The following is a 22,735-nucleotide window of genomic DNA, read 5'->3' as shown; positions in this document are numbered from 1 at the left end:
TTATTACCTCACAAGATTTCGTATGTCAATAGAAAATATTCCTGAAATTTATATTCAAAATCAAGATAAAAATCCTGATTTGTTTGTTTACGACTTTAAAATGACAAGTGATGTTGTAAAAAGTAAAGTCAATTTAGGAATGAATATGTTTAGCTTTTTACAAGTTGGAACCAAACAGGTGCATTTTGCTGAAGCTTCTGTTATAGTTAATAAAGATCAGTCTCTTGTTTTAAAAAAAGGAAATTGGCTTTGGACAGAATTATTAGATACGGAAACAATTTACTATTGTAAGCTATTATTTTTCTCTCAGAAAGTTTTAGAAGACTTTTTAAAGAAACATAACATTGGTAAACACTTAAATAAAACCGAAATTCCATATTTTACCATACAAAATGATGCTTACATTACTTCTTACATCAACTCTTTAAACACTATAGATAAAGCTAAATCAAAATTTACTGATAGATTATTACTTGTAAAACTTGAAGAACTCCTACTCTATCTTATTAGTAAATATGGCATTGCTTTTGAAATATATTTACAATCTTTAATCACAAAAGAGACTTCAACATTTAAAAAAATTGTAGAAAGTAAAATTCACTCTAATTTAAAACTAGAAGAGATTGCTTTTTTATGCAATATGAGCTTATCTACTTTTAAAAGGCACTTTTTAAATGAATACAATGAATCTCCTGGTAAATGGCTAAAAAACAAAAGACTATTAAAAGCTAAAGAAACTTTAAAGACTGGTAATTTAAAACCTTCAGAAATTTTTTCTGATTTTGGATACAATAATCTATCTAATTTTAGCATTGCTTTTAAGAAAAAATTTGGTGTTAACCCAAGTGAAATTAACTTGTAAAGTATTTTAATAAAAACAGTGTTTTTCCGTTAACATATATCTATAAATAACCTTAATTTAATTTAATATTAACTAATGGTCGTTTTTCATAAGTTTTTGAACTATTTTAGTAAGCGGAAACAATAAGGAGAGATTTATTTTTGTTTTTTATTTAACTTTAAAATTACAAAAATGAACATCACATTAGAACAAGCAGAAAAAATTATTAGCGTAGCAAAAAATAAATCTGTTGAAATAGATACTAAAATGAACATAGCAGTAGTTGATGCTGGTGCAAATTTAGTTGCTTTTGCTCGTATGGACGGTGCTTGGTTAGGTTCTTTAGATATTTCTATTAAGAAAGCAAAAACGGCTCGTTATTTTGATATGAATACTGGCGTTATTGGAGAATTATCTCAACCAGGTGGTTCTTTATATAATATTGAGCATTCAAATAACGGTTTAATAACATTCCCTGGTGGAGTACCTATTAAAAACGAAGCTGGAGAAGTTATTGGTGCTATTGGAGTGAGCGGTAGTACTGTAGAAAATGATCACACTGTAGCTGAAGCAGGAGCATTAGCTATTTAATAATAACATTATATATTTATAAAAAACCCTTCATAAATAATATAATTAGAATTGGTCGGAAATTTTTTCCGACCTTTTTTATTCTATAAAGTGTATGCTAAACACACTCTGTTATTTCTTATAGTAAACTTATGAATGAATTTGAAGTCCTAGTTCTTTTCCTTTAGTCAACATAAACTCATAAGAAGCTTCATAATTATTAGGAATTTCACCTTCTAAAATAGCTTCTTTTATCGCTTCTTTAATCTGACCAATTTCTCTACATGGTTTTAAATTAAATACTTTCATTATTTCTTCACCAGTAACAGGTGGTTGAAAATTACGAACTCTATCTCTTTCTTCTACCTCTTTTATTTTAGTACGAACTAATTCAAAGTTTTTGTGGTAACGTTTAAACTTCTTAGGATTTTTAGTAGTTATATCTGCTTCACACAAAGTCATTAAACTATCAATATCATCACCTGTATCAAAAATTAAACGTCTTACAGCCGAATCTGTTACTTCAGTAGCTAATACAATTGGTCTTGAACTCAATAGTACCATTTTCTGAACAAATTTCATTTTATTATTCAAAGGCATCTTTAACCTTTTAAATAATTTATACACCATTTTAGATCCAACAAATTCATGAGAATGGAATGTCCAACCATTTTTTTTGTCAAATCTTTTCGTAGGTGCTTTTCCTATATCATGCAACAAAGCGGCCCATCTTAACCAAACATCACTTGTTTTTTGGGCTATATTGTCAACCACTTCTAATGTATGATAAAAATTATCTTTATGAGTTTGACCTTCTACATCTTCTACTCCTTTTAACGCTATTAGTTCAGGAATGATTTTAGATAATAACTTTGTCTTTTCTAATAATAAAAAACCTATAGAAGGCTTTGGTGAAGCTAATATTTTATGTAATTCATCAACAATTCTTTCTTTAGTGATGATATCTATTCTATTAAAATTCTTTGAAATTGCTTCTAAAGAGTTTTCTTCTATTGTAAAATTAAGTTGTGTAGCAAAACGTATTGCACGCATCATACGCAATGGATCATCAGAGTAAGTTATATCTGGATCTAATGGAGTTCGTATAATTTTGTCTTTTAAATCTTGAATTCCGCCAAAAGGATCTAATAACTTTCCAAAAGATTCTTTATTTAAGCTTAATGCTAAAGCATTTATGGTAAAATCTCTTCTATCTTGATCATCTTGTAATGTTCCTGATGAGACTTCTGGATTTCTACTCTCTCTATTATATGATTCTTTTCTTGCTCCTACAAACTCTACCTCTATATCATTAAAACGTAACATTGCTGTTCCGTATGTTTTGAAAATTTGTACTTTAGGTTTAGTTGGTAATAAACTTGCTACTTTTTCTGCTAATTCGATACCACTCCCCACAGCAACAACATCAATATCTTTAGCAGTTCCTCGCTTTAAAATAAAATCGCGTACAAAGCCGCCTATCACATAACTTTCTAGTTGTAATTCTTCACTAGCTTTAGTTATATAATTGAATATTTCGTTAGAAAGTGCTTCTTTAAAAAACTGTTCTTGCATACTATTCTCTTATCACAATAATATCTTCGCCATCTATTTTCAAGATTGTTGAAGATTTGGTTGAAATTTTATCAGTCTGCAAATCTACCACATAATCTACGCCATTCAAAATAGATTTTGAAATTTCAGAAAATGACTTTGGTGTTGGTTCTCCACTTATATTTGCTGAAGTTGACACAATAGGTTTTCCAAAATCAGTAATCATTTTTTCGCAAAAATCATTTTTTACAATTCTAATCCCTATCGTTGTATCTTCTTTGTTAATAATATTATCAGCAATACCTTTCGGATTTTTATAAATAATGGTAGTAGGTTTTGTTGACGTTTCTAAGATCTCTAAAACTTTTTTAGGTATATCACTTATATAAATTTTTAGCATTTCTAATGAATTTACTAAAACTATTAAGCTCTTAGATTCTTCTCTATTTTTCAATTTATAAATCTGTTTTACTGCTTCTTCATTGGTAGCATCACAACCTATTCCCCAAACAGTATCTGTTGGATACAAAATTGTTTTTCCTGATTTTAACGATGCTACTGTATCTTTAACTATTGTAAACATTTATATGGTTATTGTTTTAGTAGGTTAACTCAATGTAATCTAGAAACTTCTTCTGATATTCATTCAAGTTACTAACTGCTTCTATTTTATCTACTGCTATTTTAGTATTATCAAAATTAAAAAAAGATATCTGTATTTCTTCCTTATATATTTTCTTTAAGGTTATTAATGCAGTACTAATACTACCTACAACTATTTTAGGTTGTTCGTTTCTTAAAGCAAAGTCTAACTCCACATTAAACTTGTTTCTACGAATCTCACAATTTAACTCGCTTTTAATTCCAGCTATTCTTTCCTCTGTTTCTCTACCATGAGGAATATATACAATCTCTTTATCTTTATAATGTAAAGCTATCTTTTTTAAAGTTGTAACATAATCTTTTTGAGATAGAATTTTCGCTGCTACAACATTAGTTCCAATAATATACACAATATCTTCTTGAACCTTATAATCCTTAGTTTTTAAAGATGCAAACCAACTAAAATTGTTTTTTAATACTGTAACATTTGGGATGTTTCCTAAATCGTAATATGTATAAAAACCGATACTCTCAACAGGTTTTTCTATAAAAATATTTAACGACTTATAGATACTTTCTACAATACTATATTTAATACCTGCTTTGTTTTTTCCTTTGAATAAAGAAAAACGGTTGGTTAAGTTTTTATTTTTCTTAAACTCATCAGCTATATTTACGGTTGCATGTCCATCATCTAACAGATAAAGATGATTATACCTCAAATTATTTATAAAATAACTAGCTATAGGAAATGCTCTTGAAAATAGATAATCGTAAGATTCTTTCTGAAGTTTTTTTATCAACTTAATCCAAGAAACTCCGTAAGAAGACTTTTTTTTAGTTCGGATAATGTGATTCCAATTTCCTGATTTTTCTATCAAAAAATTTAACGTCTCATCGTCTTTTTTATCTGACTTAATAATTAACAAACAATTATCAAGTTTTAATTGATTGCGAGCTTCAATTGCTCCTAAAAGCTCTAATGGCTTGGTTATAAAAAAAATAGACTTCATTTAGTTTAGAAATTTAGTTGATCTTTTACTTAGCCATGTTCTATATTTTAAAACATCTAAATAATACTTAGTAATCGCTACTAATAAATAAAACTGTATGTTCAACTTTGGTATAAAAAACAATACAAAGCCTAAAATACCTAATAATAGTTTACCAAAAACGTTTTTTAATACTAAGAGTAATTGTGCTATATGTTTTTTGACTCCCTTAAAATGAGTATCAACATATACATGTCTTGAGAAGATAACTTCAGATTTTGTTAAAGCTGCTGTTTTTACATTAATTCTTGAAGCCCCTCCATGATCATGCACAATAAATGCATCTTTTAATAAAGCTACTTTTCCTCCTTTATCAGTAACTTTTTTACATAAATCTACATCTTCAAAATACATCCAAAAATCTTCATTCCATGCATTAATTTTTTGAAACCACTCTTTACTAATGAAAACTGTAGAACCAGAAACCCAATCAGGAAAAATAATGTTAGAGGTGCTTTTTGATATTTGCTTATAATCATTGTTCAATAATCTATATACAGCTCTAGTTAAACCAAATAAGGTTGAAAACTTTGGAAAAATTCTAATACTATCTTCCGATTTTCCTTTGCTATTTTGCTGACTACAAGAAACAATTCCAAAATCGGGTTCATCTTTTACCTTTGAAAGCATTTTCTCAATAGCATCCTCATTTACTAAAGTATCAGGATTCAAGAATAACAAAGAGTTTCCTACTGCATTTTTTGCTCCAACATTACATCCGTTAGCAAAACCATTATTACCAGTATTTTGAATAAAAATTACTTCTGAATGCTCTTTCGAAAAATCAACTAAACGATCATCATTAGAAAAATTATCAACAACCAAAACTTCTAAAGAAAAAGAATCACTTTTAATATTCTTAATCGTTCTCAAGCAATTATCTACATACTTCCAGCTTTTATAATTGACTATGACTATTGAGACATCAATAGCTTTTCGATTATCTGGTAAATTAAAAAAAGTTAACTGACTATTTTTATTTGTAGTGATGCTTCTTGAAAACTTTAATCTTACTAATTCATAATAACGTTTATACACTCCATAACCATGTAAGTAAGATATCTTTAATCCTTTAAGACCATCTAAAAAACCTAACTTTAATACAAAATGTAATAAAAAACGAATTATTGGTTTTACTAAAAAATGATAAAATGTTACTTTTTCTTTTTTGGCAAACAGCTCTTCTGCTTGTAACTTGGCATAATGATTTAATTTTGATTTATATGAAGTATAATCACTATACGAATAATGATTTAAAGAATGTTGCAATTTTTTCACTTCTCCTTTGGCTATTATTGTTTCATGAACCTTACCTTCATACTTACATAATTTTCTATCAAAAAAACGAATCACCTTACTTCTTTGAAAACCACTAAAGTATAGTCTTTTATTATTTATAAAAAAGTTTCTATGAATGTAATATCCTGCATTATTTATATTTCCCGAAGATATTATTTCTAATAATTCTTCTTTTAACTCTGGAGTTACTTCTTCATCTGCATCGAGTAAGAAAATCCAATCATGAGTTGCTTGCTCAATTGCATAATTTTTTTGTGTTGAAAAATCATCAAATTTCCGTTGTAATACTTTTACATTTTGATGCTTTTTAACAATTGATAAAGTGTTATCGGTACTAAAAGAATCTATAACTATTAATTCATCTACAAAATCTAATGATGAAATGGCTCTTTCAATATTTTTTTCTTCATTTAATGTAGGGATTATAGCTGTTACTTTTATCAAAATAAATCAATTAATCAATAAACAAATAAGTACTTGTTTAAGGCAAAGATAATTTTAAAAATAAAAAACAACTAACATTTTTTAAGCTTAAATTTCTTTGCTCTTGCTAACTAAAACTAAATTTAAGTAGAATTATTTTCTACTGTTTTATTTGGCAAATAACTGACTTTGATCTTTAAATGCCTTAAATTCTAACGCATTGTTTTCTGGATCATTAAAAAATAACGTTGCTTGTTCTCCTACTTTTCCTTTAAAGCGAATTGTTGGCTCAATTATAAACTTAATTTTATGAAATTTTAATCTTTCTGACAATTGCTCCCAATCTTCCCAAGATAATACTACTCCAAAATGAGGAACTGGTACATCATGACCATCTACAGGATTCGTTATTGATTTTGTTGGAATAAAATTTTCTTTTTGATGCAACACCAATTGATGTCCAAAAAAATTAAAATCCACCCAATAATCAGCACTTCTTCCCTCTTCACACTGAAGAATTTCTCTATAAAACAATCTACATTTTTCTAAATTTTGTACTGGTATTGCTAGATGAAATGGTTGTACTGACATGTATTTTCTATTTGGAATTGTATGTTTCTTACACTGCTAATTTAGCGAAAACATTCAATTTTTATTCATCTTTTACCACAGATACAGCGGTACCCGTAACAGAAACGATTAATGTAGATGAATTCGATAATGGTTCTATTTCAACAGAAATACCAACAATAGCATTTGCATTCAGTACGATAGCGTTATCTTTCAATTTTTGAAAAGCTTCTTCTTTTATATTTTGTAAACCTTCTTCAGAAGCTTTGTAATACTTTTTCATACTAAACATGTCTTTAAATGACACATTTGTACCTTTATAAGTGTAAGAAGTATTATAAGATATACCTGTTACTATTCCTTTGTATTCTGATATTTTAAAACCTTCTATTGAATTTGTTGTTGTTAAGATCATTTAATGTTTTTACTTTATTAGTAGAAAAAATATTTATTTGTTACGTCTATTAATATATCTAATTTTTATAACGTATAAATAAGAAAGGTCCAAGATTTTAAAAACCTTGGACCTTTCTTAAACATTTCTATATGTTTTATTTTCCACCTTTAAGTGTTTTTTGCCATTCTTTTAATTCCTTCCATTTACCATCAAATGCTAATTTAGATTGTTCTGGCCAAGTATGAGGTTTGTGTCGAGTATAACGATTACCCGCTTCTTTCAATATCCCTTCTAAAGTTGCTACAGTAGCTTTACTTAGCTTTTCAAAGGTTTCTAAGCCATTTTCTGATAAAATAGAAGCTATTTTAGGACCAATACCTTCTATCTTTTTTAAATCGTCTTTCTTTTGAGTTTTTGATGGTATAGAACTTAAATCTACAACACTATTATGAATTCCTGCATACGGAGATGGTACATAATCATCTGCTTCATTATCATTAAACCAACCAGTATCATTACTTAAATAACGAAATTCATATTTTTTACCATTTTTGAGTTTTAAACTTTTAGTAAAAGAATCTCCATCTTTTTTCATTTCAGAAGAGCTCTCATTTATTTGCCAGTCATTAAAATCTCCTAATAATAAAACCTGCGATGAATTTAACGTTTCGTAATTCCCAATTTTAAATGTTACTAAAGTATGTAGTTCTTTACTTTCTACTTGCTTAACTATTGCCATTTTTTAAGTATTTATTTCTTATAAATATAAGATATAAATTATTTAATTTCAATAAATTAAACTTCAAAAAAAAGCCATAAAAACAAATCACTAATAACGTATTTTACTCTTTTTTACCAAATTAATTATTTAGACTACTTAGAGTCTTAATTCTTTTAGTTTTCTTCAAAAAAAAGCACTGATTTTTAACATATTATAAATGATATTTTTTATATAAAAAACTACTTTTTATACGTTTAAAAACCTACAGCTGTGTCATCTCCACGATGATCTGCTCCTCCTTCTAATTTTCCATTAGGTAACACCAAAATAGCATCAACTTTACCTATAACTGGTGAATTAGTTTCATCTAAAGCATATCCTAAATTCTGTAAATTAGTTTTTACTTTTTCAGAAAAACCTTTCGGTTCCATTTTAATATCATCAGGCAACCATTGATGATGAAATCTTGGTTGATTCACAGCAGCCTGCATTCCCATATCATATTCATGTACATTCAAAATTGTTTGTAATACAGAAGTAATAATAGTTGATCCTCCTGGAGTACCTACTACCATAAATAACTTCCCTTCTTTTTCTACAATTGTTGGAGTCATAGAACTTAACATTCGTTTTTCTGGTTCTATCTTATTTGCCTCTGCTCCTACCAAACCAAACATATTAGGCACACCTGGTTTGCTGCTAAAGTCGTCCATTTCATTATTTAAAAAGAAACCTAACTCAGAACTGTACAATTTAGATCCGAATGCTGCATTTATAGTTGTGGTTACAGAAACTGCATTACCATACTGATCTACAATTGAATAATGAGTTGTTTCTGTACTTTCATTAAAATCTACTGTTCCATGTGATAATTCGCTAGAAGAAGTTGCTTTTTCAAATGAAAAACTTTTCATTCTTTCAGTATTGTACTCTTTACTAATCAAAGTATTTCTAGGTATTTTCACAAAATCAGGATCACCTAAAAAATGACTTCTATCTGCATATGCTCTACGCTCTGCTTCTGTTATTACTTGAATTGCTTTCGTAGAATTATGACCAAATGAATGTAAATCATAAGGCTCAATAGCTTTCATGATTTGTGCCAAACAAATTCCTCCACTAGATGGCGGAGCCATTGATATAATTTTTAAATCATCATAAGTAAAAGTAATTGGATCTCTCCACTTAGCTTCATATTTTGCTAAATCTTCTTCTGTAATTATTCCTCCGTTATCTTGTATAAAAAGAGCTAACTTTTTTGCTGTTTCTCCTTTATAGAATTCATCTCTTCCATTCTTTTGAATTCTTGATAAAGTTTCAGCTAAAGCATTGTATTTAATTGTATCTCCTTTTTTCCAATTATTATCTAATAAAATAGTTTCTTTATTAGCTTTCCTAAAAGCTGGTGTATGCTTTTTTAATCGATCTTCTTGCTTTTGAGTTACAATAACTCCCTTTTTAGCTAAATCAATAACTGGTTGTATAATTTCTTCTACTGATAATTTTCCAAATTTTTGATGAGCAGCAAATACTCCGGCTACAGTTCCTGGAACACCAACTGCCATACTTCCCAATGTACTTTTACCTTCTATTACATTACCTATAGAATCTAAATACATATCTTTTGTAGCAGCCAACGGTGCTTTTTCACGGTAATCTAGTGCGCCTATTTCTCCTGTATTTTTTCTGTAAACCATAAATCCGCCACCTCCTATATTACCTGCATAAGGAAACGAAACTGCCAAAGCTAATTCAGTAGCCATCATGGCATCAAAAGCATTTCCTCCTTTTTGTAAAATAGCTACTCCTATTTTTGAAGCTTCTTCTCTAGCGGAAACTACCATTGCTTTATCGGTAATTACACCTACTTCTACTTTTTGTTGAGTACAATTAATTAATAAAAGGATTGAAAAAATAAATAAGGCTGATTTTCTCATAATTTTTGAATCTCTAGTTTGATATATTGATTGATTTCTTTAAAAAACGTTTTAAAATCATTTTCTAGTTCTGTGTAATGCAATTCTAAATCTTCAATGGCTAAATGCATTTGAGATTTTCCTTTTGTTCTTCTATTCATTCCATGCAATACATCCTGAATTCCATCTAAAAATTGATAATTATACAACCAATCATATTGAATCATATACGGAAGTAATTCCTGAGTTTTTTCAGGTAAATTTTCTCTATTTTTTAATAATAATGCATAAATACTTTGAGAAAACACATTCAACGGAATTTGTGAATAGGAATCCCAATTTTTGGCTAAAAAATGATCGTAAAAAATATCAATAATAACACCTCCATAATGTCCATAACGTTTATTTAGCCTACGCTTACTTACTTTCACTATTTCATTTGTATCAGTAAAGGTATCTATTTTTCGATGTAAAAAGATACCTTTTTGAATGTCTTCAGAATAATGTTTAAACTTGTTTCCTCTGATATGATCGGCTACGAAATTTCCTATGATAACTTCTGAATTATTAGGAGATAAATAGAGATGTGATAGAAAATTCATAGAATAAAAGTAGGGAAAAAACTTAAATCGATACTCCTCTTCTTTGATTTTGTTTATTTAACACTGAACTGATTTTTTATAGAGATAGGTTTACCTTCTTGTGTTATTCCTGTTATTTCAATCTCAAAATCACCAGAAACATCTGAAGTATAAAAACTTACAGTATTGTCATCTGATAAAGTAAGGTTTGGATTCCAATATAATTGAGTTCTAAAATCTGGAATTCTTTTTATGCTTCCTTTTTGATAACTTTGAAAAAAATACTCCTTTTGTGGTTCAGGTTTTAATATTTCAAATTCTTTGGAATGTATTTCGTTAGGTTTAAATTCATCTTCAAATGTTTTAACAACCATTACGCCTTGATAGACTTCACTTCCATAAACATATTTATTTCTATATATAGTAACCGTATTTATTTTGTGAGCTTTTAACTCAAAGAAATCGTTATGGTTATAAACCATATATCCATCAACTATTAATAAAGAAGGTAAACTAGCATTCGTATCTAAGTTTTGATCTCTTACATGTATATAATATTGTCCTCTCTTCTTATTTAAATACACATTCTCTAAAACCTCTATAATTGTTTCCTTTACAGTAGGAAATCGTTTATAATCATCTAGTTTTATTATTGTTTTTTGATCTTCAAAGAAAAGTGATGGTATTTTAAATTTAATGATACTATCTTTTTTTACTACTTGGTATGCATTTTCAATTTGAAAATATTTACTTCTATTTTTTATAGATTCTATTAACTCCTCATTCAATTTTAAGTATTTAAAATTTGAAAACTTATCACCTATCGCTTCTTCGTTTACCAAAGAAATTTCATAAACTTCTCTGTTGCTGTTCAATACTTGAAGGTTTATTGTAGATGTATTTATATTTTTTACATTAAAATAAAATATCCCTTCCTCATTAGTAATAGCTGTTTTCACAAAAGTATTATCATCCTTTACAGATAAAGCTAATTTTATATTTGCAACTTTATGAGTAGGATTTTTGGAAACCAACTTCCCTTTAATCAAACTTCCTCTTAATTCAGGTAAATAGAATTTAATTTTTGAAGAATTATCTTTTACTTTTTTATCAAACTCAAATTGTGTTAATTTTAATGGTATGTCGTCATTGTTTTTTTGTGTTACAGAAACTGAATACGATCCATTCATTAACAACTTGTCAAACATTAATTCTACTTTATCTCTTTTTGAATATGATTTTTTATTTATTCTTAAAAGATCATTATTTATTATGTTACTTTTTGATTGTGTTGTGATGACTACTTCTTTATTTTCATCTTTTATCAACGCTGTTTCAAAAGGATTTACAATATAAATTTCATCTTCAAAAAATAATTGATCATTTTTCATCCATTGTGTATATGCTATTAATTTATAAGTACCTGTATTTAATTTGGTACCTATATAAAAATCACCATATCCTACGCTTTCCGATAAGTTCACCTTGTGTTTTAATACACTTTTACTTTGAGAATTAACAAGTTCTAAATATGCGATTTTACTTGCTTTAGACAATTTTTTTTGTTCTTTTTCTAAACAATAAATTTTATAATATAATTTTTCTCCTGTCAAAAGAAAATTATTGTTGTAATGAACAAATAAATACTCTTGAGGTAAATCATTAAACGATTCTTTAGAAATACTTAATTGACTATTTAAGTTTATGTAACTCAAAAACGTTAAAAATAATGTCAGTTTTTTCATAATTTTTCTTAATCTATCCAAAAATCTGGTTTTTCTGCTTCTCCAACAAATCTACAATCAGCACAACTGTCATTAACGACATAGTAAGGACCTGGCATAGTATCGGATACATTGGAGTTTAAATCCCAATATTGATATCCATTACTAAGAGCATTTAAAAGAGGTTTAGATTCTCCATCTCCGCTTAACACAGCAGGTGTTACTAGTATACATTCTTCTGGATAATTATTTATAACATCAATATTCAAATCTTCAGAATTAAAAAATATTCTTTTTTCAGAAACTGAGGAAACTTCAAAAAAACCGATTACTTGTCTATTATCGTCATTTTCAGAAGTAATATTTCCTTGAATAAAACCTACTTGATTTTCTAAAAAAATTCCTTCTGACTCTGAAAATCTCTTTAATGCCTGGTAAAAACTATAGGCTTCTAAACTCTGAACATATTGTTTTATAAGTATACTATATCTATGAGCTACTATGTAGTTTTGAGTTGAAATAGAACGAACTACAAAACCTTTTAAATCTCCTTCAGATAAAGACTGTGTTTCCGATTGAATGATTTTATTCGAAAAATCTGTTTTATAACAAACATGACCTCCTTGATCACTTTTTACAAGAATATTTTCTGGTGGATAGGGCACTAACTCTAACTCAAATGGTGTCCAGTAAGGTGCAACTAACTTATAAGTTTCTTCATATTCAAATAAATAATAACGAGCATTTTTTTCTAAACTTTTGCTGTCTAAGGAAATTTGAATAATTTCTTCTTTAAGATTATTCTCCTCAATCGAATAATTAATATTTTTAATCTCTGAAACACCAGTAATAGATTCGAAAGTTGAAGTAAATTCTCCTTTATCTTTTGTTTTAATATTTAATTTATATTTCTTCCCTAATGCTGCTTCAAAAGTTACATCAGATTTATAAATACCTTCGCTAATTTCTGAAAAATTATATACATTCTGTGCTTCATCTATTACACATACTATAGATTGTTTTTCAGGTATATTATTGATAGAATCTATCTGAATAGTTCTTGATAACTTAATAATATGATGTTTATTTTCATTTGTTATTCTGGCTTCAACTACTAATAAATCGTCAAAAGCGATATTTTCGTTTTCGAAAGGTTCAACACAGCTATTGTTCAAAACCATGATCAAAAAAAATAATATGTGTAATGTGTTTCTTTTCATAATCTAAAATTTAAAGTTATAGGTGATTGTTGGTATTGGCGTAGAAAAAATAGAACTCTTATATCCATTAATATTTCCATTTTCTGTTTCAAAGAAAACTGAATAAGGATTATTTCTACCTAAAACATTGTACACAGAAATGTTCCAAAAACTATGAGCAAACTTTTTAATTTTGTGGTTCCCTTCAATATTAATTCCAATATCTAATCGGTAATAATCAGGAATTCTAAAAGCATTTCTATTACTATAGTTTGAGTATTCAATACCGTTTAATATGTATTTTCCTGTTGGATATGTTACAGGTCTTCCCGTTTGATAACTAAAATTGCTAGAAACACTATATCTGTTCGTGATTTTATAATTAAAAACAACATCTAAACTATGAGGCTTATCGTAATTTGTAGGAAAAAACTCACCATTATTAACAGTTTCTTCTTTAAACTGACTATCTAATTTTATGAATGATCTAGAATATGTGTATGCTAGCCAACCATTGGCTCTTCCAACTTTTTTTCTTAATAAAAATTCTATTCCATAAGATTTACCTGGTCCTTGTAAAACTTCTGTTTCTATATTTTCATTTAATAATAATGTCGCACCTGTCTTGTAGTCTATTAAATTTTTATAATCTTTATAATATCCTTCTAAACTTAATTCAAAGTTATTGTCTGCTAAATTTTTAAAAACTCCCAAAGAAAACTGTGTTCCTTCTTCTGGTAAAATATTCACATCTGACAACCTCCAAGTATCTATTGGTGATGCTGTTGTATTATTACTTAATCTATGGATGTATTGAAATGACTTGTTTATTCCTGCTTTTATAGACAAATCATTTTCAAACGCATATCGACCTGAAAAACGATAACTAAATCCTTGGTAAGCTTTATATACTTCATTATTATTATAGGATATTGTATTTAATAATGTTGACTCGTTCTTAGGTAAATTTTCTTCATAAAATCTCTGTTCAGATAATCCTAATCCTAATCCTAAAAATTGTGAAAAACGTAAACCTACATCAAAGGATAACTTTTTATTTAAATTAATTGCATCTGAAATAAAAACACCATTTTCTAAACCTCTTTCTTTTGCTATATTTAAAGGTATTACTGTGGAATTTTGATCACTTGGATTTATATTACCTGGTGATACATTATATAACTTTGACTCGATTCCATAATGAAATACATGTTTTTTAGAATGCTTGTACTGCATTTTTAACTTCAGATCAGTTTCGTTAATTCTATATTTTAAATTGAAGTTTCTGTTTCCCTCATTTTTATAGTCAATATTAAAATTATATCCACTATTTGCTAAAATTAAATTCCCTTTATGCTTATCGTTAAATTTATGTTCAAAATTTAATGTTCCAATAATATTGCTATAATTATTAATTGAATCAGAAGCTATTTGAAACTTATCTTTACTGTAATAACCTGTAATTTTAAGAGAGTTCTTATCGTTAAACTTATGACTATGTTTTGCTATTGCATCATAAAAAGAAACATTGCTATTTTTTAATCTTTTGTCATCCAAAAGCTCTAAAATCCAATCAGAATAAGTACTTCTTAATCCTATTAATAAAGATGATTTATCTTTTACAATTGGAGTTTGTACACTAATATTTCCTGTAACAGGTCCTATGGATGCTTCACCTATTACTTTCTGAGTATTACCTTCTTTTGTTTTCATATCAAAAACTGAGGAAAGCCTACCACCATATTCTGACGGAATATTTCCTTTATATATTTTTAAATCATCAGTAGTAAAAGGATTTATAGCAGAAAATAATCCCAAAAAGTGAGTAGGATTATACATTACTCCATCATCTAATAGAAATAAATTTTGATCAACTTTTCCTCCTCTAACATTTACTCCTTCCGCTCCCTCTCCTGCAGATTTGATTCCTGGTAGAGTTAAAACTGCTCTTAACAAATCTCTTTCTCCTAAAACTTGTGGTATTGTTTTAATGTCTTCAGCTTTCAACTGAGTTATACCAGTAACAGTTTCGCGTAAGTTTTTATCTTTTTCACCCTGAATAACTACTTCATCTAATTCTTCTAATTTTTCTAACATTGAAAAGTTTAAAGAACCATTATCGTATATAACCAACGTATAACTATCATTAGAAAAACCAGCATATCTAGCTTCTAAGTTATTTTTTCCATACGGTAACTGTAATTTATAATATCCTTTTTTATTCGTAGTTGTGTAAATATTTTTCTCTTTTTCTAAAATAGTTACTCCTTCAATAGGTTTATTTGTTTTATCGTTTATCACATAACCACTTATTGTATATAAATCTGATCTTTGACTCTTTTCTTTACCTATAAAAACATCAACATCATCGTAATTTTCTACTATTATAGGTGAAACACTATTGGTGTTTTTTACATTTTCAAAAATTGTTGGTCTAATTAAAACTCCTTTAGTTAAAATAACTTTACTTGTTTCTATAATTGAATAATTTATATCTGTATCAATAAATATTTCATCTAATATTTGCTCTAAAGAAGCATTTGAAAAGGTTTTTGTTATTTTTCTATCACTCAACCATTCTTCTAAAAAAAAGAATTCATAAGCAGTGTTTTTTTCTATTATTTGAATGATTTCCTTTTGATTTAGTTGATTAAATTCAATAGAAATCTTTTTTGAATTGTTTTGAGAAAAAATATTGTTAACCCAAGAAACAATTACAATGAATAAAAGTATCTTTTTCATAGCTATTTAGTTGATTTCAATAAGTTTTTGATTGATCGTTTTTACTAATTCTTGGTAAAACGCATCTGGATTCTTTTTTCTAATATAATTTTTACTCTTGAATTGGTTAGAGATAAGTTTTTTTAAATTTGGAAATATTTTGACAAAATCTTTCTTGCTTTTCACAAATCGAAATTCTCCATCATATTCAAGTAAATACCTTACTCTTTCACTAAATTCAAAATGAACAAAGTTTTCTTTTGACTTTCTATATGCCTTCTTCTTGTACTTTTTATAAAGTGATAAAAACTTGTTTTTAGTTAGTGGCTCTACAAATCCAAAAGAGCTATTAGTATTGATAAAGTTTGTGGTTTTTAATTCTCTTTTCAACTTACTTATAACTAACTCTTCTTTAATACTAATAGTTTTAGATTTTATTGGTGCAATATCTTTAATTGTAAAATTTGATACCAATTTATTCTCTAAAATGAAAATAAAAGTTTCGTCATTATCTGGTATTTTAACAATTACTTGATCATCTACTAAATCATATTTAAAAATGACATCAGTAAATTTTTCTCCCTGATAATTAACATTTCCTGTTAAAAAATAATTCGTTAAATAATAATTATGATCTCCCCTTAACTTTCTAAATTTTTCTTTAAAAAGCACTCCATAGCTTAAAGATGTGTTTTTAGGGTTAACAATATGATCAAATTGGGCATAATAAGTTTTCTCTTGCTGTGAAAAAGTAATATTACACAGAAGTATGGAAAACAGTAGCAAACGGTTTTTCATAATAATTTTTATAAGATTTTTTGGCTGATATTGCTAATATATATAATTCACACCAATTTCCTATAATTCAATACAATAAATCCACTACTTACAATGTTTATTTACGATTTTCTCAATATTAACTCTTATTTCCTTTTAAAATATATTTCATCTCTTAAAAAATCAACATATTGTTATTTAAGATCACTCAACTTTAAACTCTTTTCTTGTAGAAATAGGTTTACCTTCTTGTTTTATTCCTGTTATTTCAATCTCAAAATCACCAGAAACATCTGATGTATAAAAACTTATAGTGTTTTCATCTGATAAAATAAGATTTGGATTCCAATCTCTCTAACTCCTAATCCTATAATTTCAATCTATCCAAAAATCAGGTTTAGTTGAAGGACCAGAATCTCTACAATCACCACATTTTTTAGGTACCAATATATAAGGACCTCCAGGACAATTAGACTCTGGGTCTTTTCTAGCATAAAAAACATATTCACCTGACTCAAGTAATTTTAACAAAGGAGATTCATCTCTAATTGCTAAAGAGGGCTTTAAAAAATAACATTCAGATATATTATTGTAATATAATTCATCTGTTACATTTTCTCGGTTAAAGAATATTCTCTTATATGAAATTGAAGAAACATCAAAATATCCTACCACTTGTTTTCCTGTTTCAATATTCTTTATATTACTTGGAATTTTTCCAACTTGGGTTTGAGAGAAAACATCATTAGAAACCGAAAATTTTTCTAACAACTTATAATAATTATGTGTTTTTTGACTAATTGAAAATTGCTTTATTAAAATGCTATACCTTATACTTATTTCAATATCATCTATAGGTATTGTTCTTACAGGAAATTCGCGAATGAAATTCTGAGATAATTTAGTAGTTTCAGCCAGAAGTATTTTTTTTGAATGTACAGTTGGATAGCAAAACCTACCATAATCTTTTAGTACTGGAGCAATTACAAATGGAGGTGTGTCTGAAAAAACTTTAAGTTCTTCAGTATTCCAAAAATTAGGAGCCATTTTGTATGTTTCACTATACTCATACCTATAAAACTTTTTATTTTCATCAAAGCTTTTTGAATCAACACTTAAAACTAATTTAGTTTTAGAATCATCCTCTATTACAGTTCTATTTATAGACTCAATGATAGAATTCTCCTCCATTAATTGCTCCGGAGTTGATTCATATACTTTTCCATCTTTTGTTTCAATTACTAACTTATAACTTATATTTAAATCAGCCTTAAATTTTTCTTCAGACTCATATTTACCTTCTTCTATTTCTATAAAATTATATACTAATTGATTATCATCAACAATAAATACTTTAGCTCCAGTTTCCTTTATAATTTCATCTGTCCTTAGTTCTACAGTATTAGATAATTTTACTAAATGATTTTTGAATTCATTTGTAATAACCGCATTTACTACTAAACTTCTTTCAAACGAAAGGTTTTCAATATCAAAAGGTTCAATACAACTTATTAGTAAAATAAAACAAAACCAAATATTATATCTTCTCATTTTCATTATACATTTTCTTTATCAATCATTTAATTTAACATAGACTGTTTTTAAAATGATTATTATTTAATATACATTTATACTTGTTCTTAATCAATCCAATAATCAGGTTTTAAAGCTGGACCTAAATGCCTACAATCACCACATTTTATTGGAATCATAAGATAAGGAGCTACTGGTATTGGAGTAATTTCTTCTGATAATCCATAAAAAACAAACCGTCCAGAATTTAATATCTCTAACAAAGGGGATTCATCACGTATACTAACACGAGGTGCAAAAGTTTCATAGCATTGACCTGAAGTATTATTATCATATAAAGCATCTGTTACTTCTTCTCTATTCAAAAAAAATCTTTTTGAATTAACAGATGAAATATGAAAATAGCCTACAGCCTTACTACCTGTTTGAGTATCTTCTATATTACTAGGAACTTTGCCTACTTGTGTTTGAGAAAAAACATTATCGGAAATAGAAAACTTTTCTAGTAGCTTAAAATAATTATAAGCTTTTTGACTAATTGAAAACTGCTTAACTAAAATACTATAACGAATGCTCAATGCCACATCTTCTAAAGGAATACTTCTTATAGGAAAATTACGAAGAGAGTTTTGAGATAAGTTAGTTGTTTCTGTTACTATTATTTTTTTCGAATAATTAGTTGGGTAACAAAATCGATCAAAATCTTTTAATTCAAGATCAAACACATAAGGAGGTCTATCAGAAATTGTTTTGATTCTATATTTATTCCAAAAAGTAGGGGTTACTTTATATGTTTCAATATATTCATATTTGTAAAACTTTTGATCTTCATCGAAACTTTTGGCATTAATGCTTAAAACCACTTTTGTTTCAGAATTTTCTTCAATTACATCTTTGTTTATTTCTTCAATTATAGAATTTTCTTCAGCAAGTTTCTCAGGTGTTGATTCATAAATTTTTCCATCCTTTGTTTCTATTACTAGCTTATACTCCAAATTTAACTCTGCTTTAAATTTCTCTTCAGATTCATACCTTCCATTTTCTACCTCTAAAAACCTATACAACTGACTATTAGAATCTACTACAAAAACTTTTGCTTCAGTTTCTTTTATTATTTCATCAGAACTTAATTCTACAGTATTTGATAATTCTACTGTATGATTCTTATACTCATTAGTAATAACTCCATTTACTACTAAATTCTTTTCAAAAGAAAGATTTTCAATATCAAAAGGTTCAATACAACTTACTATCAAAATAAAACAGAACCAAATGTTATATTTTTTCATTTTCATTTTTAAATTTACATTATTGTTATTATAGTATGATTATAAAATATTGAACTATTTTGCTTTTAATTAAATCACAACAAATCAAGTAAAAACCTCAATTACTCCACTTTAAACTCTTTCTTTAAAGATATAAGTCTACCATCTTCTGTTACCCCTTCTACTTCAATTACAAAATCTCCTGAAACATCTGAAGTATAAAAATTTAGTGATTTTTTATTCGATAAATCTATGTTTGGATTCCAATATAGTTGAGTTCTAAAATCAGGTACTCTATCTATTTCTTCTGATAAATCATCGTCATATCTTTGAAAAAAATATTTCTTATTAGGTTGTACTTTTAAAACTTTAAATTCTTTTAACACATTAGTATTTAACAGTTGATTTTTTTCAAAAGTTTCTACAAAAACAATTCCAGAATAAATATCATTACCATAGAAAAAAGGTTTATTTATTAATGAAATAGAATTTATTTCTTTTGGATCGAGATTTACAAAACTTATATGATCCATAACAATATTACCATCTACTATAACAAGTGATTTTGTGTTTATAAACTTTGAATTGGTTACAACATACACCTTCTGGTCTTTATCTTTCCCAATAATTCTTGCACCTTCAACAACTTCTGTAAAAGTTTCTTTTATTGTTTTAAACCTCTTAAAATCATCTAACTTGTATGTAATTTTCTCTGTACTTAATAATGGGAAATTACTAGGCTTCTTAATTAAAGAATCTTTTTTAACATCTGAATAAGAATTTTCTATTTGAGAATAAATACTCTGTTTATTCATTATAGCTATCAAACTATCATTTACTTTAAAATCTAAATTTTTACCAAAACTAAAACTAGGAACATCTTCTTTTGCTAATTTAATCTCGTAATCAGCTCCTTTAACATTTAAGACTTGCAAATACACAGATTCATTATTTAATTCACTAACATTAAAGAAAAAATTTCCTTGTTTATCAGTAGTTGCAGTCAATGGTAAATTATTTGAACTATTTAATGACAATGATAATTTTATATTAGAAATTTCTTCTCCATTCTTAGCTTTTAAACAACCTTTTATCAAACTCCCTCTTAATTCAGCTAAATCATCATTTTTTGTAGTATTAATAGATCCTTTATTAATAATTATTGCTTTATTTGGAATGTATTTATTTTTTTTTCTAACTGATATAGACAAATTACTCTTTAATATTGAGTCTTTAAATTCTAACACCACTTTTTCTCTTTTACCATAATTATACTTGTCTATTTTTACAGGTAAAAAAGCATTATCAATGTTTCTATTAGTAATGATTTCTTTATTACTTTCATCAATTTTTTCAATTTTTCTAAAAAATGGATTCATAATAAAAATATTACTTTGAGAAAAAGAACCTTTACTCCCCATCCATTTAGTGTAAGCTATTAATTTGTAGGGTCCAGATTGGATTTTAGAAGAAATAAAAATTTCACTATTTCCTTGTCCATTTCTTAAATTAATTTTTTGCTTTAAAATACTTTTATCCTCATTATCTACAATCTCGACATAAGCTACTTTACTATTCTTTGAAATTTTATTTGTATAAGAATTTAAACAATAGAGTTTATAATAAAGTGTTTCTCCTGTTACTAGAAAATTAGAATTATAATGAATCTGTACTTTTTCATTTAATACTTTATTAAATACTTGAGAACTTTCTGTTCTATCTTGTCCTTTTATGGTTAATATCGATTGTAATAACAATACTATTATTAAAATATTTTTTTTCATAATTTTTAATTAATCTATCCAAAAATCAGGTTTCTCAGCAGGTCCTAAATGTCTACAATCACCACATTCCCTTGGAATTACTAGATATGGAGCAAATTGAATAACTGAGATTTCATCTGATAAACCGTAATAAACATACCTTTCTTCTCTAAGTAGATTTAACAAAGGTGATTCTCCATCTCTTGCTCTTACAGGCGGAGCAAAAATATTATAACATTGACCTGATGTATTATTGTTATAATAAGTATCAGTTACCTTGTCTCTATCAAAAAATATTCTCTTTGTAAATACAGATGCTACATGAAAATATCCAACAGCTTTATTTTTTGTATCAATACTCCTTATGTTACTGGGGATTTTTCCTACTTGCGTTTGTGAAAAGACATTATCAGAAATAGAAAATTTTTCTAATAATTTATAATAATTATACACTTCTTGATTAATAGAGAACTGTTTAACCAAAATGCTATAACGTATACTTAAAGCGATATCTTCAATAGGAATACTCCTTACAGGAAACTCTCGAATAGAACTCTCTGATAGATTCGTTGTTCCTTTTAAAATTATTTTCTTGGAGGCACTAGTCGGATAACAAAATCTATCAAAATCTTTTAGTTCAAGATCAAATTCATAAGGATAAGTATCTAAAACAGTTTTTATTCTATATTTTCTCCAAAAAGGAGGTGTCACTTTATAAGTTTCAACATATTCATATCTATAAAATTTTTGATCATCGTCAAAACTTTTAGTATCAACACTTAAAATAACTTTCGTTTCAAAATTATCTTGAATTACATCTGTATTGATTTGTTCTATTATAGAAGTTTCTTCTGCTAACTTCTCTGAAGTTGACTCATAAACTTGCCCATCTTTGGTTTCTATGATAAGCTTATACTCTAAGTTTAACTCTGCTTTAAATTTTTCTTCAGACTCATATTTACCAGCACTAACTTCTATAAACCTATGTACTAACTGATTGCTATCTACAATAGAAACCTTAGCATCTGTTTCAAATTTAACTTCATCTGAATTTAACTCTACTGTATTTGATAACTCAATCATATGATGTTTGAATTCATTAGTAATTACAGCATTTACTACTAAATTCTTTTCAAATGAAAGATTTTCTATATCAAAAGGTTCTATACAACTTGTTATTAAAATAAAATAAAACCAAACTTTATACTTTTTCAACTTCATTT

At 27.1% G+C, this 22,735-nt stretch carries 19 protein-coding genes; 2 read left to right on the top strand and 17 right to left on the bottom strand.

Annotation, left to right across the window (positions count from 1 at the left end):
• The first annotated feature begins 22 nt into the window (after positions 1 to 22).
• Together EYW44_RS01555 and EYW44_RS01550 are read left to right on the top strand one after the other, a co-directional pair.
• Positions 23 to 862: a helix-turn-helix domain-containing protein gene (locus EYW44_RS01555; RefSeq protein ID WP_132721705.1), complete on the top strand. Its 840-nt coding sequence runs from the start codon at positions 23 to 25 to the stop codon at positions 860 to 862.
• A 171-nt stretch (positions 863 to 1,033) separates the two neighbouring features.
• Entirely contained in the window at positions 1,034 to 1,432 is a 399-nt protein-coding gene (locus tag EYW44_RS01550; RefSeq protein ID WP_132721703.1) for a GlcG/HbpS family heme-binding protein, read from the top strand.
• A gap of 129 nt (positions 1,433 to 1,561) precedes the next feature.
• Here the strand turns inward: EYW44_RS01550 and EYW44_RS01545 are convergent, their stop codons facing one another.
• The 17 genes from EYW44_RS01545 to EYW44_RS01465 form a co-directional block, all read right to left on the bottom strand.
• Positions 1,562 to 2,986, bottom strand: coding sequence for a CCA tRNA nucleotidyltransferase (locus EYW44_RS01545; protein ID WP_132721701.1), 1,425 nt, complete (start codon positions 2,984 to 2,986; stop codon positions 1,562 to 1,564).
• A gap of 1 nt (position 2,987) precedes the next feature.
• Entirely contained in the window at positions 2,988 to 3,548 is a 561-nt protein-coding gene (locus EYW44_RS01540) for an L-threonylcarbamoyladenylate synthase (protein ID WP_132721699.1), read from the bottom strand.
• Between the two features lie 16 nt (positions 3,549 to 3,564).
• Complete coding sequence (locus tag EYW44_RS01535) at positions 3,565 to 4,581, bottom strand: polysialyltransferase family glycosyltransferase (protein ID WP_132721697.1); 1,017 nt, start codon at positions 4,579 to 4,581, stop codon at positions 3,565 to 3,567.
• Positions 4,582 to 6,363: a glycosyltransferase gene (locus tag EYW44_RS01530; protein WP_132721695.1), complete on the bottom strand. Its 1,782-nt coding sequence runs from the start codon at positions 6,361 to 6,363 to the stop codon at positions 4,582 to 4,584.
• Between the two features lie 147 nt (positions 6,364 to 6,510).
• A complete protein-coding gene (locus EYW44_RS01525; protein ID WP_132721693.1) occupies positions 6,511 to 6,933 on the bottom strand; it encodes a VOC family protein in 423 nt (140 codons plus the stop codon).
• Between the two features lie 61 nt (positions 6,934 to 6,994).
• Positions 6,995 to 7,327, bottom strand: a complete 333-nt coding sequence (locus tag EYW44_RS01520; RefSeq protein WP_132721691.1) for a YbjQ family protein — start codon at positions 7,325 to 7,327, stop codon at positions 6,995 to 6,997.
• Between the two features lie 136 nt (positions 7,328 to 7,463).
• Positions 7,464 to 8,048 carry a helix-hairpin-helix domain-containing protein gene (locus EYW44_RS01515; protein ID WP_132721689.1) on the bottom strand — a complete coding sequence of 195 codons (585 nt, stop codon included), beginning with the start codon at positions 8,046 to 8,048 and terminating at the stop codon, positions 7,464 to 7,466.
• Between the two features lie 236 nt (positions 8,049 to 8,284).
• Positions 8,285 to 9,967 carry a gamma-glutamyltransferase gene (gene ggt / locus EYW44_RS01510; protein ID WP_132721687.1) on the bottom strand — a complete coding sequence of 561 codons (1,683 nt, stop codon included), beginning with the start codon at positions 9,965 to 9,967 and terminating at the stop codon, positions 8,285 to 8,287.
• Positions 9,964 to 10,548 (bottom strand): acyl carrier protein phosphodiesterase, encoded by a 585-nt coding sequence (locus EYW44_RS01505; protein ID WP_132721685.1) that lies wholly within the window; start codon positions 10,546 to 10,548, stop codon positions 9,964 to 9,966. The genes ggt and EYW44_RS01505 overlap by 4 nt, the downstream gene beginning before the upstream one ends.
• Before the next feature lie 53 nt (positions 10,549 to 10,601).
• Complete coding sequence (locus EYW44_RS01500) at positions 10,602 to 12,272, bottom strand: hypothetical protein (protein WP_132721683.1); 1,671 nt, start codon at positions 12,270 to 12,272, stop codon at positions 10,602 to 10,604.
• Positions 12,273 to 12,280: 8 nt separating this feature from the next.
• Positions 12,281 to 13,471 (bottom strand): DUF4249 domain-containing protein, encoded by a 1,191-nt coding sequence (locus EYW44_RS01495; protein ID WP_132721681.1) that lies wholly within the window; start codon positions 13,469 to 13,471, stop codon positions 12,281 to 12,283.
• Positions 13,472 to 13,474: 3 nt separating this feature from the next.
• Positions 13,475 to 16,192 carry a TonB-dependent receptor gene (locus EYW44_RS01490; RefSeq protein WP_132721679.1) on the bottom strand — a complete coding sequence of 906 codons (2,718 nt, stop codon included), beginning with the start codon at positions 16,190 to 16,192 and terminating at the stop codon, positions 13,475 to 13,477.
• Between the two features lie 6 nt (positions 16,193 to 16,198).
• Positions 16,199 to 16,969: a hypothetical protein gene (locus EYW44_RS01485; RefSeq protein ID WP_132721677.1), complete on the bottom strand. Its 771-nt coding sequence runs from the start codon at positions 16,967 to 16,969 to the stop codon at positions 16,199 to 16,201.
• Positions 16,970 to 17,323: 354 nt separating this feature from the next.
• Positions 17,324 to 18,499 (bottom strand): DUF4249 domain-containing protein, encoded by a 1,176-nt coding sequence (locus tag EYW44_RS01480; RefSeq protein ID WP_207893729.1) that lies wholly within the window; start codon positions 18,497 to 18,499, stop codon positions 17,324 to 17,326.
• 89 nt (positions 18,500 to 18,588) lie between these two features.
• The gene (locus EYW44_RS01475) at positions 18,589 to 19,770 is read right to left on the bottom strand and encodes a DUF4249 domain-containing protein (protein WP_165872132.1); all 1,182 of its coding nucleotides are present in this window, start codon (positions 19,768 to 19,770) and stop codon (positions 18,589 to 18,591) included.
• A 101-nt stretch (positions 19,771 to 19,871) separates the two neighbouring features.
• A complete protein-coding gene (locus tag EYW44_RS01470) occupies positions 19,872 to 21,533 on the bottom strand; it encodes a hypothetical protein (RefSeq protein WP_132721671.1) in 1,662 nt (553 codons plus the stop codon).
• 9 nt (positions 21,534 to 21,542) lie between these two features.
• Positions 21,543 to 22,733: a DUF4249 domain-containing protein gene (locus tag EYW44_RS01465; RefSeq protein WP_132721669.1), complete on the bottom strand. Its 1,191-nt coding sequence runs from the start codon at positions 22,731 to 22,733 to the stop codon at positions 21,543 to 21,545.
• Positions 22,734 to 22,735 lie beyond the last annotated feature (2 nt).

This window comes from Tenacibaculum sp. M341 (assembly GCF_004337695.1).
In the GTDB taxonomy this organism is placed as follows: Bacteria; Bacteroidota; Bacteroidia; order Flavobacteriales; family Flavobacteriaceae; genus Polaribacter.
Note: the sequence above shows the minus strand (reverse complement) of the source record. Positions and strands in the feature narration are given on the sequence as shown.

Coding starts and splice junctions, on each gene's coding strand:
- EYW44_RS01555 (WP_132721705.1), top strand. CDS start 23: ATGTCAATAGAAAATATTCCTGAAATTTATATTCAAAATCAAGATAAA.
- EYW44_RS01550 (WP_132721703.1), top strand. CDS start 1,034: ATGAACATCACATTAGAACAAGCAGAAAAAATTATTAGCGTAGCAAAA.
- EYW44_RS01545 (WP_132721701.1), bottom strand. CDS start 2,986: ATGCAAGAACAGTTTTTTAAAGAAGCACTTTCTAACGAAATATTCAAT.
- EYW44_RS01540 (WP_132721699.1), bottom strand. CDS start 3,548: ATGTTTACAATAGTTAAAGATACAGTAGCATCGTTAAAATCAGGAAAA.
- EYW44_RS01535 (WP_132721697.1), bottom strand. CDS start 4,581: ATGAAGTCTATTTTTTTTATAACCAAGCCATTAGAGCTTTTAGGAGCA.
- EYW44_RS01525 (WP_132721693.1), bottom strand. CDS start 6,933: ATGTCAGTACAACCATTTCATCTAGCAATACCAGTACAAAATTTAGAA.
- EYW44_RS01520 (WP_132721691.1), bottom strand. CDS start 7,327: ATGATCTTAACAACAACAAATTCAATAGAAGGTTTTAAAATATCAGAA.
- EYW44_RS01515 (WP_132721689.1), bottom strand. CDS start 8,048: ATGGCAATAGTTAAGCAAGTAGAAAGTAAAGAACTACATACTTTAGTA.
- ggt (WP_132721687.1), bottom strand. CDS start 9,967: ATGAGAAAATCAGCCTTATTTATTTTTTCAATCCTTTTATTAATTAAT.
- EYW44_RS01505 (WP_132721685.1), bottom strand. CDS start 10,548: ATGAATTTTCTATCACATCTCTATTTATCTCCTAATAATTCAGAAGTT.
- EYW44_RS01500 (WP_132721683.1), bottom strand. CDS start 12,272: ATGAAAAAACTGACATTATTTTTAACGTTTTTGAGTTACATAAACTTA.
- EYW44_RS01495 (WP_132721681.1), bottom strand. CDS start 13,471: ATGAAAAGAAACACATTACACATATTATTTTTTTTGATCATGGTTTTG.
- EYW44_RS01490 (WP_132721679.1), bottom strand. CDS start 16,192: ATGAAAAAGATACTTTTATTCATTGTAATTGTTTCTTGGGTTAACAAT.
- EYW44_RS01485 (WP_132721677.1), bottom strand. CDS start 16,969: ATGAAAAACCGTTTGCTACTGTTTTCCATACTTCTGTGTAATATTACT.
- EYW44_RS01480 (WP_207893729.1), bottom strand. CDS start 18,499: ATGAGAAGATATAATATTTGGTTTTGTTTTATTTTACTAATAAGTTGT.
- EYW44_RS01475 (WP_165872132.1), bottom strand. CDS start 19,770: ATGAAAAAATATAACATTTGGTTCTGTTTTATTTTGATAGTAAGTTGT.
- EYW44_RS01470 (WP_132721671.1), bottom strand. CDS start 21,533: ATGAAAAAAAATATTTTAATAATAGTATTGTTATTACAATCGATATTA.
- EYW44_RS01465 (WP_132721669.1), bottom strand. CDS start 22,733: ATGAAGTTGAAAAAGTATAAAGTTTGGTTTTATTTTATTTTAATAACA.